13 protein-coding genes and 1 pseudogene are annotated in these 15,204 nt (G+C 68.6%); 4 read left to right on the top strand and 10 right to left on the bottom strand.

Going from position 1 to position 15,204, the window contains the following annotated elements; genetic code table 11:
* Window positions 1-664: pseudogene (locus tag OO54_RS35695) on the top strand (hypothetical protein); the annotation flags it as partial.
* 512 nt (window positions 665-1,176) lie between these two features.
* Here the strand turns inward: OO54_RS35695 and OO54_RS35690 are convergent.
* A complete protein-coding gene (locus OO54_RS35690) occupies window positions 1,177-1,929 on the bottom strand; it encodes a hypothetical protein (RefSeq protein WP_033211019.1) in 753 nt (250 codons plus the stop codon).
* 307 nt (window positions 1,930-2,236) lie between these two features.
* Entirely contained in the window at window positions 2,237-2,848 is a 612-nt protein-coding gene (locus OO54_RS35685; RefSeq protein WP_051787607.1) for a C40 family peptidase, read from the bottom strand.
* A 386-nt stretch (window positions 2,849-3,234) separates the two neighbouring features.
* On the opposite strand from OO54_RS35685, the gene OO54_RS35680 reads away from it, so the two are divergent.
* Window positions 3,235-3,456, top strand: a complete 222-nt coding sequence (locus OO54_RS35680) for an MbtH family NRPS accessory protein (protein WP_033211017.1) — start codon at window positions 3,235-3,237, stop codon at window positions 3,454-3,456.
* 53 nt (window positions 3,457-3,509) lie between these two features.
* Here the strand turns inward: OO54_RS35680 and OO54_RS46110 are convergent, their stop codons facing one another.
* The 3 genes from OO54_RS46110 to OO54_RS35665 form a co-directional block, all read right to left on the bottom strand.
* Window positions 3,510-4,271 (bottom strand): chitinase, encoded by a 762-nt coding sequence (locus OO54_RS46110; RefSeq protein WP_157856568.1) that lies wholly within the window; start codon window positions 4,269-4,271, stop codon window positions 3,510-3,512.
* A 610-nt stretch (window positions 4,272-4,881) separates the two neighbouring features.
* Window positions 4,882-5,799 carry a lytic polysaccharide monooxygenase auxiliary activity family 9 protein gene (locus tag OO54_RS42730; RefSeq protein WP_157856567.1) on the bottom strand — a complete coding sequence of 306 codons (918 nt, stop codon included), beginning with the start codon at window positions 5,797-5,799 and terminating at the stop codon, window positions 4,882-4,884.
* A 124-nt stretch (window positions 5,800-5,923) separates the two neighbouring features.
* On the bottom strand, window positions 5,924-6,463 hold the full coding sequence (locus OO54_RS35665) for a DUF6328 family protein (RefSeq protein ID WP_051787601.1): 540 nt from the start codon (window positions 6,461-6,463) through the stop codon (window positions 5,924-5,926).
* Between the two features lie 218 nt (window positions 6,464-6,681).
* Between OO54_RS35665 and OO54_RS35660 the strand changes: the two genes are divergently transcribed.
* Both OO54_RS35660 and OO54_RS35655 read left to right on the top strand, forming a co-directional pair.
* A complete protein-coding gene (locus OO54_RS35660; protein ID WP_157856566.1) occupies window positions 6,682-7,164 on the top strand; it encodes a hypothetical protein in 483 nt (160 codons plus the stop codon).
* 170 nt (window positions 7,165-7,334) lie between these two features.
* Window positions 7,335-7,922 (top strand): hypothetical protein, encoded by a 588-nt coding sequence (locus tag OO54_RS35655; RefSeq protein WP_157856565.1) that lies wholly within the window; start codon window positions 7,335-7,337, stop codon window positions 7,920-7,922.
* Between the two features lie 150 nt (window positions 7,923-8,072).
* On the opposite strand, the gene OO54_RS35650 is transcribed toward OO54_RS35655, so the two are convergent.
* The 5 genes from OO54_RS35650 to OO54_RS47845 all read right to left on the bottom strand — a co-directional run bounded on the left by OO54_RS35650 (window position 8,073) and on the right by OO54_RS47845 (window position 15,196).
* Window positions 8,073-9,017 carry a TIGR03619 family F420-dependent LLM class oxidoreductase gene (locus OO54_RS35650; protein ID WP_051787597.1) on the bottom strand — a complete coding sequence of 315 codons (945 nt, stop codon included), beginning with the start codon at window positions 9,015-9,017 and terminating at the stop codon, window positions 8,073-8,075.
* A 238-nt stretch (window positions 9,018-9,255) separates the two neighbouring features.
* Complete coding sequence (locus tag OO54_RS35645) at window positions 9,256-10,491, bottom strand: cytochrome P450 family protein (protein ID WP_078905521.1); 1,236 nt, start codon at window positions 10,489-10,491, stop codon at window positions 9,256-9,258.
* 339 nt (window positions 10,492-10,830) lie between these two features.
* On the bottom strand, window positions 10,831-11,628 hold the full coding sequence (locus OO54_RS35640) for an alpha/beta fold hydrolase (protein WP_051787595.1): 798 nt from the start codon (window positions 11,626-11,628) through the stop codon (window positions 10,831-10,833).
* Between the two features lie 9 nt (window positions 11,629-11,637).
* On the bottom strand, window positions 11,638-13,404 hold the full coding sequence (locus OO54_RS35635) for a thiamine pyrophosphate-binding protein (RefSeq protein ID WP_051787593.1): 1,767 nt from the start codon (window positions 13,402-13,404) through the stop codon (window positions 11,638-11,640).
* Entirely contained in the window at window positions 13,391-15,196 is a 1,806-nt protein-coding gene (locus tag OO54_RS47845) for a 3-oxoacyl-ACP synthase III family protein (RefSeq protein ID WP_234439602.1), read from the bottom strand. Before OO54_RS47845 ends, OO54_RS35635 begins: the two co-directional genes overlap by 14 nt.
* Between the last annotated feature and the right edge of the window lie 8 nt (window positions 15,197-15,204).

Raw genomic sequence — 15,204 nt, 5'->3', positions numbered from 1 at the left:
CACCCCCCCACAGCAGCCACCCCGCAAACACACCCACGAGACACCACCCACCACACCCGACCCGCACCACCCCACCAAGCGCCGCAGACGGGAAGACCCCAGCGCCCCGCCTCACGACCAGGACCACATCCCCGGCCCGGGCCTGACCACGCTGGGCGACACCGCCCACCACCAGCTCTACCTGCGGCACGCCTCACTGCACGACATCGGCGCCACCCTCCTGCCCACCCGAGGACCCCTGCCCGCGGCCACCGTCCACTGGCTCCTCGTCCAGCAGGACCCCACCTACCGCCGCCACTTCCAAGAGGGCCTCACCCTCCTGGCCCAGAACAACTTCAACCGCTACCTGCCCCAACTCCACCAGTACCTCACCGACCACCACATCCACCCCTCCACCGCACACGTCTGGGCCGACGCGGCCAACGCCTACCACGCCACCCTCGACAACGCCGCCCTGCACCACCCCGACACCCGAGCCCAAGCCCACGACCTGCTCACCCGCCACGCCGCCCCCCTGGCCCTCCCCCTCGACATCTCCCACACCGACGTCACACTCGGGATGCTCCTCGACCTACGCCTCCACCGCGTCCTCCACGCCTCCCACCACCCCCACAGCGACCCACACACCGAAATCCAGGCCATGCTCCACGAACTCGGCCTGTGACCAGACAACCGGCATAGCAACAGGACATCCGCGGCATTGATACCCGCGCGAGGAGGTGGAATCGGCAGCCGGACACGGTGCCGGACACGGTCCTGCCGCCCACCGGAGCAAGGCCGTCGTGGCGGGGACGGAGTCCTTCGCAGCGGTGCAGCCAGACGAAGGCGCGCGCGACCACCCGCGGGCCTGGCCGGGGCCGGAGCCGGGGGCGACGACGCGTCGCGCGATCACGGGTGTGCTGCCGGGTCTCCCAGCAGGCGGCGGTGCTTGCCGAAGTCGTAGCCCGGCCGGCGTACACAAGCGGGGCCCGCGACGAGGCCGCCCCGTAGGCCCCGGACCGGCGGAATCACGTCGAGCAGGGGCAGGAGCTGGGGAGGGCGTGCGTGCCGGTTGCGCCGGTGAGCGTGCCGGCCTGCTACCAGGAGGGCAGTAAGGTCTACGGGACAGGTCTGAACGGCCTCAACGTGTCCTCGCGGGGTCCCCCGGCGGTCGGGGTCGACGATCCGACCGTCCGCTCAGCCGGCGGCGGGCAACTCGCCCAGGCTGATCAGCTGCTGGGGGGAGACGCGGGCCGTGCTGCCGTCGGCGAGGGCCACGCGCAGGGACGTGACGCGGCGCGCGGTGCCCGTCAGGAGTTCGTCCGGGGCCCAGACCGCTTCGAGGACGAAGCCCGGCTCTCCTTCGGGGACCGTGGGCGCCCCCTTGCCGACGAGGACCACGCTGCCGATCACATCGAGTACGCCCACCTGGGCGAGCAGGAGGTTGTCCAAGGCCATCCGGGCACGCACCAGGCCGAGTTCCCAGACCGTCAGCCGGTCGAGGGACGGGTATCCCCGCATCGTCGCGTCGCGTGCTCCGCCCTCCGCCAGTCCGTCCTCGTGTGCCCAGCGCACCGGCACGTCGTCCACCGGCACCGTTCGGTCACGGGTGAGCCAGCGCCAGGACCGCCGCGCGTAGGCCGCGTCGACACCGTTCGCGCCCTGGACGGTGAGGAGCCGCCCGGAGCACCAGGCGTGCCAGAGGGCATCGCTGCGGATCGCGTACCGGAGTCTGGTGAGGGACCTGTCGATCTTCACCGGGTTCCTCACCTCGCCGCACACCCACATGCCCTCTTCACAGAACATCGCGGTGAGCGTCAGGACCTCACGGGTCGCCCGGGACTCCAGGGATCCTCCGTTGTACAGACCTCCGGCGCACAGCAGTTCCTCCACCAGCGCCTCGGCCTGGAACCAGCTCTCGGCAGGCCGGCCGTGACCGTTCTGGGGCATGATCCCTCCGGATCTCGGGGGCGGGTGCTCACTCGATGCATGACTGAACGGCCCCGGCCGCCCGGTGGTTCAGAGACGGGGAATTCTCGGGAGGGTGAACCGGCTCCGTCGGCGGCCCGTGGAACCGGTTGAGCCGCAGGCACCGCCATCACGCCTCTGCCGCGGCCTACCCGGGTCTCCCCATCCGGGTCGCAGGGCCGTTCCGCTCGCTGTCCCCCCGTGGAGCGGAACGGCCCTTGCCTGTGCCTGCGGACAGCGAGGGTCCCGGCCGCGACGGCCGGGACCGTTTCCGCGCCGTGCGCGTGGCTCAGTACGGCCTCACTGCCGCGTAGACCCCCATGATGTGGAGGTCGGCGACCTTGACGGAGGTTCCGGGCCGCGGAGCGTGCACGATCCGGCCTCCCCCTATGTACATGCCGACGTGGGCGGCCTCGCGATAGAAGACGAGGTCGCCCGGCCGCAGCGCGGACGTGGGGATCCGACGGCCTGTGTCGATCTGGTCCCAGGTGGTCCGCGGGAGCCGGATGCCGGCCGCGCGGTACGCGTAACCGACGAGGCCCGAGCAGTCGAACGCGTTCGGGCCGGTGGCGCCCCACACATAGGGCTTGCCCCGCTGCGCCAGGGCCACGCGAACGGCGACATCCGCCTCGGAGAGCCTCGGTGCCCGCGTGCTGCGGACGCCGGGGGGCACCTCTGCAGGTGGGCCGGGCAGCAGGGTACGCCGGGGTTTCACCGCCATGCGGGAGTTGTGCTCCGGGAGCGCGGCGCGGTCGCGGGCGAGCGTCAGGGCCCGAGCGACAGCGAGCTCGTGACGGGGATCTTCCTCGCGTATCGCGCCGCTGGGATGGCCTCGCGTCGAGCCGTTCGCCGCGAGTGGGGCGAAGGCCGCGACCGTGCTGGTCCGCGGGACGGACGCCACGTCTCCACGCGAGGGGGCTGCCGCCGTGCAGATCAGGGCGAGGGCCGTGACGGATGCGACGGACGCGACAGAGGTACCAAATATACGCTTGTTCATTCGAGCGGCCTTTCGTGGCGCGGGAACAAGAGGGGGGTTCAGCGCGAGCCGGCTGCCGGAAGGTCACGGCCGAGTCGGCTCCGTCGACCGCCATCACGGGCGGCGGGCGCGGGCGGGTTCAGTCCCGGCCGACGGGGCGACATACGTCACATGTCGCGTGGCCTCGCGCCGGCTGCCCTTCCCCGCACCTGTCTCCCGGCCCGAGTGAACGGGCTGTCCGTCTGTTCCGTGGGCGGTGGTGAGGGCTGTCCCCGACGGGACGGCCGACGACCGAGGACAGGAAGACGACGATGCAGATCGCTGTGGACACAGCCGACGAGCCACTACGGATCCTCGTGGACGGCCGGGGCCGCTTCTGCCTCTGGCCTTGCGACGTCTCACCGCCGGGCGACTGGCGTCCCGTGCTGCGCACGGCGGACCGCCGACGGTTCCTCGACACGCTGGTGGCGGAACTGCCGTTCCTCACAGTGACATTGGAGAAGAACACCGCACCGGCCGCCGCGCGGGCCTGAGAACCCGGCTCGCCGCCCGGACCCTCGTGCGGCCGGGCGGCGAGCCGGGGCGGTCAGTCCGCGAGAGGCTTCCGAGGCCCTTCGTACGCCGCGAACACGCGAAGGAAGTCACCCTCCTCCTGGTCGATGGAGCTGCAGGTCGCGACGGCACGCGGCTGTCGCCCGTCCGGGCACGGGCCGTCACGGACCACGGACCACATCGAAATCCGGCCGATCCCCTTGGCCCGGGCGAACTCCAACAGCTCCTCGGCGTCGCCCACGTCGAAGACTTCGGCGGTGACGTCGTTGACCCCGATCATGGGGGTCAGCCCCAGGACTCGCCACGCGTCGGCGTCGGTGAGGGCGAGCAGCCCGGTGAGCCGCGCATGGACGGCTTCGGCCGCCTGCCCCGCGTACTCGGCCATGTCACCCCGGTATTCGGGCCCGTAATTCATCGTCATGATGTTGACGCCGGAAATCCGGACACCCGCGGCCACGGCACCCTCCAGCAGCCGCGCCCCTTCCTCCGTGAGCCCCTCCGGCATCACCGGCAGGGTGAGGCTCACATCCAGCGTGCGGCCCGCCTCCGCGGCCTCGCGCTGCAGTCGCGCGATGACGCGCGCCCGACGGTCGTTGGCGGCCGTTTCACCCAGTTCGCTGCCCTCGATGTCGAAATCCACCTTGGTCAGCCGGTACGTGTCCACCACCTCGCGGTAGGCGTCGGCCAGACCGCTCTCGTCGGCGCACGCCGAGGCCAGTTCCACGCCGTCGGCGCCGCCGAAGGAGACACGTACATCAGCACCTGTGGCGCGGACGTCACCGATCTGCGCAGCCACAGGATTCTCCCGCAGGCCGCTTCCTCCCCAGCTGGGCGCACAGCCGTCGCCGGATTCGTCCGCCACGACGAAGGCCAGGGTGAATTCCCTGATTCCCTTCTCGCGCGCCGTCTCGGCCAGCGGGCGCGAGTCGACCAGTGAGGTGTCGACGTACGGAGAGAAGCCGGCACGGTCCGCCGTGCCGGCTCCGACGCCGGGAAGCGGGTACGCCCGGTCGAGCGGACTCCGCGCCGGCGGGCTCGGAAGGGTGGTGGAGACGGAGTCGGGAACTGTCGGCTCGGCCCGGACGGTCGGCGTGGCGGCACTCGTACGCAGCGGAGCGGGCCCGGCGGACAGCCGCCCCAGGACGAAGGCGGAAGCCGCGACGACGGACAGCGCGCACAGCGCCGCGACGAGGAAACGACGGGGATGCGGCGGCACGGGCTCCTCCATGGCTCAGGACGCCGATCCGTGCGGGAACGGCTGACGGCCCGCTCGCGACGGAGGGGCCGGCGGGGGGAAGAGCGCCGGTTCCCGGGAGCGGCGCGGAGGCCCTTGGAAGGGTGCGGAGAACGAGGGGGCCGGGAGCCGGGGGCTTGGGGACATGGCAGCCTTCCGAGGGTCGACGCGGCTAGGAACTCCTTCGGCCCTGCCGCCGGATGAAGAAGCTGAGGACGATGACGACACTGGCCGCCAGGACGGCGATCGTGCAGGCCAGCACCAGGGCCAGGCCGCCCTGCTCCGTGCCCGGTACGAGCCCCGCGGCCTTGGCCACCGGGGAAAGGACCTTCTCGGAGCTCCCGCTCGGCACGACGGCGGGTACCGTCCTCGTCGCCTTCGGCGTGGAACGGGTCGGCACGGGACGACCGGGGAGACCGACCTCGATCTCCTTCGTCTTCGTCCCGGAGGTCGGTGCAGGGCTCTTGGAGGGATTGGCCCGGCCTCCCCAGAACAGGACGTCCGAGCAGAAGTAGTAGGTGTCGGGGAGGGTGGTGTTCTCCCAGATGGTGAAGATGACGTGCCGGCCCTTCTTTCCCGCCGGAAGCCGGCCCGTGAACTGGTACGAGGACTCGATCAGCTCGGGGTCGGTCACGTCGACGAACGGCTCGGCCTCCAGGTCGGACCAGCGCAGCGGCTGGGAGGGATCGTAACCGTCCTTGGTGATGTAGACCGTGAAACGGCCCTTGTGCGGAACGGTCGCCAGGAACTTGAAGGTGTGGTCCGCGCCTTCGTGGACGAGCGTCGCGGGCCAGTCACTCCGCGGAAGGTTCAGTCCCCGGTACGCGTCGAGACCGGCACCGCACAGTTCCCCGTCGGGGACCACGGAGCGGTGATTGCCGTCGACGCCCTTGCGCCGCAGGTTGTCCCACGCGTCCAGTGCTCCACCCGGACTGGCGTTCTGCGCGGCCACGCAGGCCGGGGAGTCCGAGTAGCGCTCGTTGTCAGGGGCGCACGCGGCGGCGCGGCTGATCGGATTCCACGGTGCGCCATGCGCGTGGGCCGGCGCGACCGGCGCGACGGACGAGAGGATGACAACGGTTCCACACACGGCAGTTGCTGCTGCTCCGCGACGCCAGTACACACGAACTCCCTCGTTCATCTGTCGTTGTTCCTGTGTCGACCAGCACTCAACCTGGCTGCCTTGCGTTCAAACCTTCTGGAAAGAGAGAGCTTCAGCGGCGCTTGGAGAGCCGGCCGTGGCGGAGTCGCTGCCACATGGGCAGCCCGAACCACAGCCAGGCCATTCCGCTGAAGATGACCGCCGCGATGAGAGCGGACTGATTCGGCCCGAGGACGACGGCGACCGTGAGCAGCAGGGCACTGCTCATGGACAGCATGAGCAGCACCAGTCCCCCGAGCGCGAAGCCATGGGAGAGGCTGAGCAGCCGGTGCTTGAGGCCGTGCCGGAAGACGACCCGGTGAAAGGGCGCCGGGGCCGTCAGGAGCGTCGCCGCGGCGAACGCCATGACGAGCGTGAACACATACTGGTAGGCCTGAGCGGTGCTGATCTCGGGGAATCGCGGGGAGAAGGCCAAGGTCATCAGAAAGCCGAGCAGGAACTGCACTCCGGTCTGCGCCACCCTGACCTCCTGGAGGAGCTCCGCATAGGCCTTGTCGAATTTCGCCTGGGCCTCAGGGGTGTCGATCTGCCCGGCGGCCCGGCCGGACTCGCCTTCGGTCGTGTCGTGGTGGTGAACGGGTTCCACAGACATGCGTGTCGTCCCTTCGAGGGAGAATGCGTTCTCCCTCTCAACGGGAGCCGTAGCCGCCCGGTTCATCGCGCGGAGTCGGATTGAGCCGACGCGCCTGCCCGTCCGTTCTCCGGGAGTGACGACTTCACTCACGGCCTCCGCGCGAGGACCGGCAGGAGGTGGTACGGATGCTGAGCGAGAGCGTGGATGAGCCCGGTGGCCGAGAGCCTGCCGTACCCATGGCCTGGATGTGCTCCGACTTCCTGGCCGACCGGCTCATGCTCCTCGGTGATCTGATGGCGCCCGGTTCCACGGAGTACGGGGCGGGGCGCAGAGCACTCACGCTGACTCTCTACTTGTCCTGCCCGGACATCGAGGTCTCCGATCTGTTCGCCGCGTACCAGCGAGAGCGTTGGCTGACGCTGACCGCGCACGCCGACGACTGGCGGACCTGGGCGGAGGCGCGACTGGAGCGTACGGCGGCCCGGGACCGGGCCCTGGGACGCGGAGACCCCGACGTGGCGATAGCCCGGACAGCATGGTCATGGCTGCGCGACACCGAGCTCCTGCCGCCGCTGCTGGGTCCGGAACCGCCCCCGTTCGGCTCGGACCAGGATCGCCGGAGGAGGTCCCCGTGGATCCCCGCATGGCACCTCGGCATATCCCTAGCGCATCTTGCCGTCGAACACTTTGATCCCGACACCCCGCTCGTACGTGACTAGCGACGAAAGGCTCTCAACGGGGAATGAAGGAGGACCATGTGACGCCGTCACACCTGGAGCCGCGTAGGGAGGTCGGCGCCTACGTGCTGGGGGCTCTCGATGCTGATGAAGCGACGGAGCTCGAGTCCCACATGCGGTCGTGCACGATGTGCGCCGAGGAGACGCGGTCGTTGTCCGAGGTCGCGTCACTGCTTGCCGAGTTCGCCGCGACCGGGCCGGACCTGGACGAGCTGGCCGGGACACCGGAGACGGCCGGGGCCGGGGCCGCGCCCGCTCCCCTCACGAGGATGGTCCGGCTCCGGCGGCGGCGGCGGCAGTTCCTCATGCTCGCCGCCTCCGTGGCCATGTTCGCGAGCGGGCTCGCCTTGGGGGGCGTACTCCGCGACGGTTCGGACGAGTCCCACCAGAACCCCCCGTGGGCCGCGCACCTGCTCATGGTCGGCGAGCAGCACCGGGGTGAGAACCCGGCCGCGGGGATCACGGCGCAGATCGGCCTGGAGGACAAGAAATGGGGGACACACATCGCCCTTGAGCTACGGGGTGTGGCCGGGCCGCTCGAATGCAGGTTGGTGGCCGTCTCGACGGATGGTTTGCGCCATACGGTGACCGGCTGGAAGGTTCCCGAGCCCGGCTACGGCGTTCCGGGCGCGCCCGACTCCCTCATGGTCCACGGCGGATCGTCGATGTCCCGCTCCGAACTCGACCGTTTCGAGGTGATCACGCGCGACGGCAGGCAGCTGGTCGCCATCGACGTCTGACGGCGGCCCGAAGCCCCCGGCACCCCGGCCTCGTACTGGGGTGCCGGCCTCGTCGCGAGCCCAGTGGGCCGGATGGCGAACCAGCTGATCCGTGTTGCCGATGCCCGGCGGTCGGGCTCCTGACCGCTCCCAGACGGACACCCGTGGTCCTTACTGAACTGGCGCCAATGCGCGGGCCACGTGCTCGGCTCTCCGGTACGCCTCCTTCGGGGACGCGGCACCCTCGGAGACGTAGGGGTCGAAGTTGAGGTCGATGAACAGGTCGGTCACGCCGAACTCCTCGTAGCACGCGAGGTCGGCGCGGATCTGGTCGGGGTCGCCCTGCAGTGGTCGACGCTCCAGGAGCGCTGTTTCCCGAAGGTCGACCGTGGCTCGGCACACATAGCGGAGTGTCGCCGGATCCCGCCCGGCATCCTCCATGCGTCGGGAGACTCGATCGATCCAGCGCGGCCACTGATCGAACGCCATGTGTCCGGCTACATAGCCGTGTCCGAACTGAACTATCCTGCGGACAGTCGCCTCGCTGTACCCACCGATGATCAGTGGGATCGGCGACTGCACGGGCCTCGGCCCGACAATCGCCTCGTTGATCAGAAAGCCCCTGCCTTTCGTTGAGACGACCTCGGACTCCAGAATCGTCGGCAGGGCGGCCAGGATCTCGTCCATTCGCGCGGCCCGTTCGTCATGCGATGTGCCTGCACCGGCGAACTCGTCGCGTGACCAGCCGGCCACGAGGCCGAGGTCCAATCTGCCGCCCGAGAGCATGTCCAAAGTGGCTGCCTGCTTTGCGAGCATCAGGGGCGACGCGTAGTAGGGCGCGACGATCCCCCCGACGCCGAGACGGATGCGCGAAGTCCGGGCGGCGACTGCCGCGAGTGCGACGAACGGGTCCACCGCGTCGCGGCCCGCCGCAGGCCTCGGCTCATCCGGCCGAGGGGGGAAGGGATCGAGGGGATGCAGAGGGTGCAGCAGGTGGTGAAAGGTCCAAACTGAGGCGTAACCGAGTTCCTCGGCCAGCTCGGCGAGGGCATAGATGTTTTCGGCGGTCCCCCATCGACCGCCTGAGGGCAGGCCGAGGCCAATTTGTATTCCCATCTCGTCAACCTTTCGTCTGTCGGATGCCCGCCACGCCACGATCGTTTTCGGCGGGCTGCAACAGGCTGCCTCACGCGCCCGAGCGCGGGCGCCGCAGCAGGCCTGGCCGGCGTGTCCTTCTCTGAAGGATGGCGCCGCTTGCGGACACCATCGCGCGCCTGGTCCAGGGGGTTCACCAGCCATCCTCGACCTCACACTGCGTGGCGCCCAGTGACACCCACCGGGAGCCGGCGAAGCACTACGCCTGCAGGCGTACCGGCAACTCCTCCAGGCTGCGCAAGAGGATCGATTTCCGGTAGCGGATCGAGCTGCGCGGAACAGCCAGTTGGATGGTCGGGAACCGGTCCAGCAGGGTTGACAGGGCGACGCGTCCGTTCAAGCGGCCGAGTGCAGCACCAAGGCAGCGGTGGGCGCCGTGCCCGAACCCGAGATGTGAGGGATTGATTCGTCCGATATCAAGCGAATCCGGGTCGGAGAATTTTCTGGGATCGCGATTCGCCGAGGCGAGGAGGAGCAAAACGGTCTCACCGGGTGGTATATCGACGCCGTCGACTCGTACCGTCTCGGTGGTGAAACGCCACAGTGAGTTGGCGGTGGGACCGTCGTAGCGGAGGAATTCCTCGACTGCCGGCTCGATCAGCTGGGGGCGACTTTGCAGCAGCTCCTTCTGGGCGGGGTGGTCGAACAGCGCGAGCAGCCCGTTTCCGATCAGGTCGACCGAGGTCTTGTGGCCGGCAACGATCAGTCCCTCCAACATGGCGAGGAGTTCGATCTCACTCAGCTGGTTTCCGGCGTCACGGGCGAAGACGAGATCGGACAGCAGGTCTTCGGTCTGGTGGGCGCGTTTCATGGCGATGAGCTCGGTGGCGCGTCTCTCCAGCTCATCCATCGCTTCCGGTATCTGCTTCCGCTCGGCCGGATCCGCGGAGGACATGACCTCGGCCCAGCGTCGGACCATGCTGTGATCCGCGAGTGGGATACCGAGCACCTCGCACAGGACCGTCATCGCGAAGGGTGATCCGAAGTCGGACAGGACATCCAGCGGACTGTTCGGGTCCAGTTCGTCCAGTAGCCGGTCCGCGATCCGTTGGACCGGCTTCCGCCATGCCTCCATCCGCCGCACGGTCAGGGCTTTGGTCGCCAGAGTGCGGAGTCTGGTGTGGTCGGGCGGATCGGTCTTCGAGAGTGAGCGCTCCAGTGCTCCACCGGCACCGTACGCCAGCCCGGAGTTCCGGATTCCCTCACCTGCTCGTTCCACGCTGGAGCTGAACCGTGGATCCGCTAGCGCGCTTCGCACGTCCTCGTACCTGCTCAGCAGCCAGACGTGACCGTCTCCCAACGGGAGGGGGGTCCGGTAGACCGGGTGTCGTGCCCGCAGCCACGCGTAGGTCAAGTAGGGATTCTGGAAGTACTCGTCGGTGAACGGTTCATTCGGGGGCCGGTCGGCCTGGCTCTGTCGCACGGTGATCAGCACCTGCCCTTCATCCTGGGAATTCCGTGTGGCTGCCGTGTGGCTGCGGCACCACGCGCAGTCGGCATCGGTACCGTTGACGACGGTGTGGACGTCGAGACCCGCAGCCGGGGTGGTGCTGACAGACCAGGTCCGGCACGGTGCTGCTCAGCTCCCGCTTGGTCTGCGGTGCACGGCCCGCCAGGATCGACAACTCGACGGAGATCACGGCGGCCCCGACAGTGATCGTCTGGTCAGCGCGGCGGAAGCGGTCTTCCAGACCTGCGGTGGGTATCGCTGATCGTCTGTTCGTGCACGCCTGTTCCCCTCCTTGTCGTTCTCGGTTCACGCAGGTCTCCCTCCTCAGGCGAGTCCCGCAGCCGCGATGGCCGCGGCAAGTCGCGCCGGCGCGAAGACATGGGCCAGGTGCCCCTGGCCGGGAACCCTTTCCAGTACGGCGTCGGGCATCACGTCCACGAGCGCCCGGGCGGTGTGGCTGAACGGCGACTCGGCGGGAGTGGCCTCCCCCAACAGAATGCGCGTGGGCGTAGCGAGTCGGGCAAAGCGTCCGATGGTCGGCGGCAGGGCGTCGAGTGCCCGCAGCTCTGCGACGGTGGAGGGGACGAGAACACGTTGGTCCTGCCATTGCGGTGCGTCGCGGAGTTGATCCACGGCTTCGGCAGGCATGTTCATGATCTGCGTCAAGATCGCGGCCAGCGCGGTGTCCAGGTCCCCCCGTGCCACCGTTTCGGCGATCAGCCGCACGGCAGAGCCGCCGATGGGGCCGACGAGCGGCCATGCGGGTTCGTAGAGGACAAGCGAACGAAGGCCAGGGTGCTCCAGGGCGGCCAGGAGCGCAATCGTCCCACCGTAGCTGTGCCCCACCAGGGTCACGTCAGGTCCTAGGTCGTTCAAGAGGTCGCGCAGATCACCGACTTCTGTGTGGAGTCCGTAGTCGGCCCCGAGGGCCGCCCCGGGCGTGCGCCCTCGGCGATTCAGGAGGACGCACTGGTGGATCGGGGCGAGGTGGTGTGCCACGTCGAGCCAATTCTCGCCGGTGGACATCACGCCATGCACCACGACAACGGTCGGGCCACTGCCGACGCAGGTCAGTGGGACAGGGGTGCCGTCGTGGAGTGTGAGCGTCTTGGCGCTGATCACGGGCTCTCCTCATCTTGCGGGACTCAGGACTGCCGGAACGGAATAGGTCGGCTCCGCCGCCGGAAGGAAGGCTCCGAACGGAGGTATCTCCTCGTGCCACAGCCGAAGTTCGAGGACGCCGGGGAGTCGGCCTGCCGCAGTGGTTCGGTAGTCCTCCAGTTGTCGCCGCAGTTCGGCGGGACTGCCGGCGCTACCCGTCCAGAGGCGGTCGACGGGCCCCAGGCCCTGGGCCAACGTGGCGACATCGACCTGCGGATACTGCGCGGACTCGATTCTCGAGTCGAAGAAGAGCTGCTGGCGTGTCACGCACATGCCGTGCATCTGGTTGTTGAAGACGAGGAACAGGATGGGCAGCTGCAGGTCCACGGCGGTATGGATCTCCAGGCCGTTCATCAGCAGCGCACCGTCACCGCAGATCACCGTGGTTCGGGTGCCTGGAGCCGAGCCGAGCTGCGCTCCAACCGCCGCGGCGATGCTGTAGCCCATCCCACCGGCGCCCAGCGCGATGGTTGAGGTCGCCTGTGGCGGAACGCCGGTCAGATGGATCGCCGCCGACGCGCAGTTGCCGGCGTCAAGGACGATATGACCGCCGGACGGCAGGTGCTCCTCGATGAGCGCCAAGGCCGTACTCCGCAGCAAGTCGTCCCCGGCCGCGCGCGGATCCGGTGTGGCGTTGGGAACACCGGTGGCGAGCCGAGGAACGAACCGGCGCAGACGGTACCCATGGGAGTGGGGGGCTCTGGCCGGGCCGCCCTCGTGGAGCTCCAGCAGCCGTTGAAAAACCTCGCCTGCGTCGGCGGCGACGGCTACCCGTGGTACGCCCTGCAGATGGACGGTCTCCGGATCGGGGTTGACCACGACCACCCGCCCGGGCTCCAGACGGCCCAGGGGCGCCCGGGTCATCACGCTCAGACCTGTCCCCACCGCTATCACGAGGTCGGCGTGTTCAGCGATGAACTCATGGGCCGACGGATGCCCCGTCATCCCCACGACCCCTAGATACAAGGGGTCCCGGTTGGGAAACTCCGCGCGGGCTGACATCGTGGTCGCGACCGGGATCGCCGCGCGCTGGGCGAACCGGATCACGGCGTCCGGATCGCGGCTGCGCCGCACGCCATGGCCCAGCAGCAGCACCGGTCGCTCGGCCTGGCGAATCGCGTTGAGGAGCAGTTCCACGTCATGCTCGTCCACGCCGCCGCCGCTCGCCAGCGCGCCGAGGTCCGACGGCCAGTCCGCCGGCCGGTCGCCGACGTCCGCGGTGTTGAGATCCCGCGGCAGCAACAGGGCGACCGGCCCCGGCCGACCGGTCAGCGCGGTCGTGGCCGCGGAGCGGAGCGCAGACCAGAACTCAGCCGGGTCTGTGATGCGCAACGTGCTCTTGGTGATCGCCGAGAGCAAGCCGATCGCGTCGACTGTCCTTCCGATCCCGGACGATTCCTGGAAAGCCCCGTGCGAGTCCATCGCCAGTGCGGGCTGACCGATGACGGCAAGCACAGGAACGGAGTCGGCGTACGACTCGGCCAGCCCCACAGCCAGGTTCATCATCGCGCCGCCGGACGTCGAGCAGCAGACCCCGAGCGTGCGGTGCACCCGGGCCCGGCAGTCGGCCATGAACGCCGCGCCGTCCTCCCGCCGGGACAGCACTGACATCAGTCGGTGCCCCCCGCGGCGGTGTATCGCGTCGTGGAAGTGCTCGATATTGGCTCCGCTGACACCGAAGACGTAACGCGTGTTCCAGTCACGCAGGGCATCGACGAGCGCGTCAACGAGTTGCATGGGGTTCTCGGCAGGAGTACTCGGTGCCGGAGATGAACCGGGCCTCGGCGATCCGCTTCATGTTGCGGATCTCAATACGGTGGATGGCATCGAAATTGGGCCAGATGTCGCCCACCCAGTAGCGGTCGGTGCGGGATCGGCCCTCGGTGATGTACTGAGGAACATCGGTGACGTCGCGGTCGTAGTACGGGTGCTTGCAGTTCGTCCACAACGCCACGGTCCCTGGCCGGCGCAGTGTCCGCAGTGCGTCGATGAAGGTGAAGTAGTAACGCATCCAGAGGTCGTGGCCCTGGTCCCAGGCGCATGGGTAGACCACGGTCGCCAGATCGGGGCCACGCTGGACGTCCGCCCGGATGAAGATCTTCGTATCGGGCTGGATGGCCTCCTGCCCCCGGTACAGTCCGCCGCCGACGTGCCGCAAGTCCCGCACGCTGTAGGTCCACTCCTCCAGGGAGTGCACGTCTGCCGCGTAGTCGACCAGGACGTCGAAGGGAACGTCGATGTACTGGCCCAGCGAGCAGTACTCGTCGAAGATCTCCGCGTGCTGGTACACCGGCTTGGTCAGCTTCTGCATGAGCGCCAGGCATTCCTCCTGGCTGGTGTTCTCCCGGCGTATCAGCCCGCTGATCGCTGCGAGGTCGCCCCGGCTTGGCGGCGTAGAGACGCTCGAAGGCCTCATTGTGGTGCCCGGCTTCAGAAAGGGCGCCGTCCCTGTCGGCTTGGTCACGGCGTGCAGCCTTTCGTAGTGTTCGGCGTCGGATGCCCCGTCAACCCGTTGGGTGATGGCGGGAGCCCGCACGGGCGCGGTCCACCGCAGCGTCATGGCGCTCACCATGTCACCACCATTGGCGAAAGTACCGAGAGCCAGGACATCACCCGTCCTGATGCGGCCTTCTTCCAATGCATCGGCAAGGGTGACGGGAATCGATCCGTGGAAGAGGTTTCCGTACTTCGCAAGCGTGTCGTGCGTCCGCGTCCCGGTGATCCCGCAGGCCTGACGCCAATCGTCAAGCAGTTTCGAGTTCGGCTGGTGTGTGATCAACAGGGAGACGTCGTCCGGGATCATTCCGGCGCGTTTCAGACTGATCTCAACTGCCTCGGGTACCAGGGCGGTCGCATTCTCGCGGATCGCGCGCACGCTCTCCTCGGTGAAGCGTACCGAGATCGGCCCGCAGCCGCGCTCCCAGAAGTCGTGAAACACACCATCGACCAGGTCGGGATCGAAGTTCAGCAATCCACTGTGCTCACCGTGCGAACGCTCGAAAGACGCGAGGATGCTTCGTTCTCCCGGAGCCAGTAGCGCCGCTGACGCGCCGTCACCGAGTACGCGGGATCCGCTGGAGCGTTGGAACTCCGGAAGACGCGATATGAAATTGGTGACCGTGAGGACCACGACATTCCGGCACTGCCCGGTCCCGATGAACGCTTCCGCGACGCGCAGTGCAGACAGCCAGGAGCAGCAGCTGGTGTCGACCTGCATGACCATCGCGTTCCGTGCGCCGACGCCGGCCTGCACGGCCGGCCCGATGCCGGGCCAGAACGTGTCATTGAAGACACAGGAATAGAGGATCAGATCGACGTTGTCCGCAGCGATACCGTTCCGCCGCAGCAGCTTGCTGAGAGCATGTATTCCGAGCTCCGCCGAGGAGTACTCGGGCGAGGCGAACCTTCGCTGTGCGACGCCGTGGAAGAAGTCGCTTCCGGCCAGCGAGTCCCCCTCGCCCACCGGTGACGCCGCGACAATCCTGCCGGGCATGAACTTGACCACGTCAACGATATGCGCATCGGGCAACGGTGCCC

The organism is Streptomyces wedmorensis (genome assembly GCF_000716445.1).
In the GTDB taxonomy this organism is placed as follows: domain Bacteria; phylum Actinomycetota; class Actinomycetes; order Streptomycetales; family Streptomycetaceae; genus Streptomyces; species Streptomyces wedmorensis.
Note: the sequence above shows the minus strand (reverse complement) of the source record. Positions and strands in the feature narration are given on the sequence as shown.

Excerpts from the sequence above, each read along its gene's own strand:
- OO54_RS35690 (WP_033211019.1), bottom strand. The coding sequence starts at position 1,929 with ATGCCCCAGAACGGTCACGGCCGGCCTGCCGAGAGCTGGTTCCAGGCC.
- OO54_RS35680 (WP_033211017.1), top strand. The coding sequence starts at position 3,235 with ATGCAGATCGCTGTGGACACAGCCGACGAGCCACTACGGATCCTCGTG.
- OO54_RS35665 (WP_051787601.1), bottom strand. The coding sequence starts at position 6,463 with ATGTCTGTGGAACCCGTTCACCACCACGACACGACCGAAGGCGAGTCC.
- OO54_RS35660 (WP_157856566.1), top strand. The coding sequence starts at position 6,682 with ATGGCCTGGATGTGCTCCGACTTCCTGGCCGACCGGCTCATGCTCCTC.
- OO54_RS35650 (WP_051787597.1), bottom strand. The coding sequence starts at position 9,017 with ATGGGAATACAAATTGGCCTCGGCCTGCCCTCAGGCGGTCGATGGGGG.
- OO54_RS35635 (WP_051787593.1), bottom strand. The coding sequence starts at position 13,404 with ATGCAACTCGTTGACGCGCTCGTCGATGCCCTGCGTGACTGGAACACG.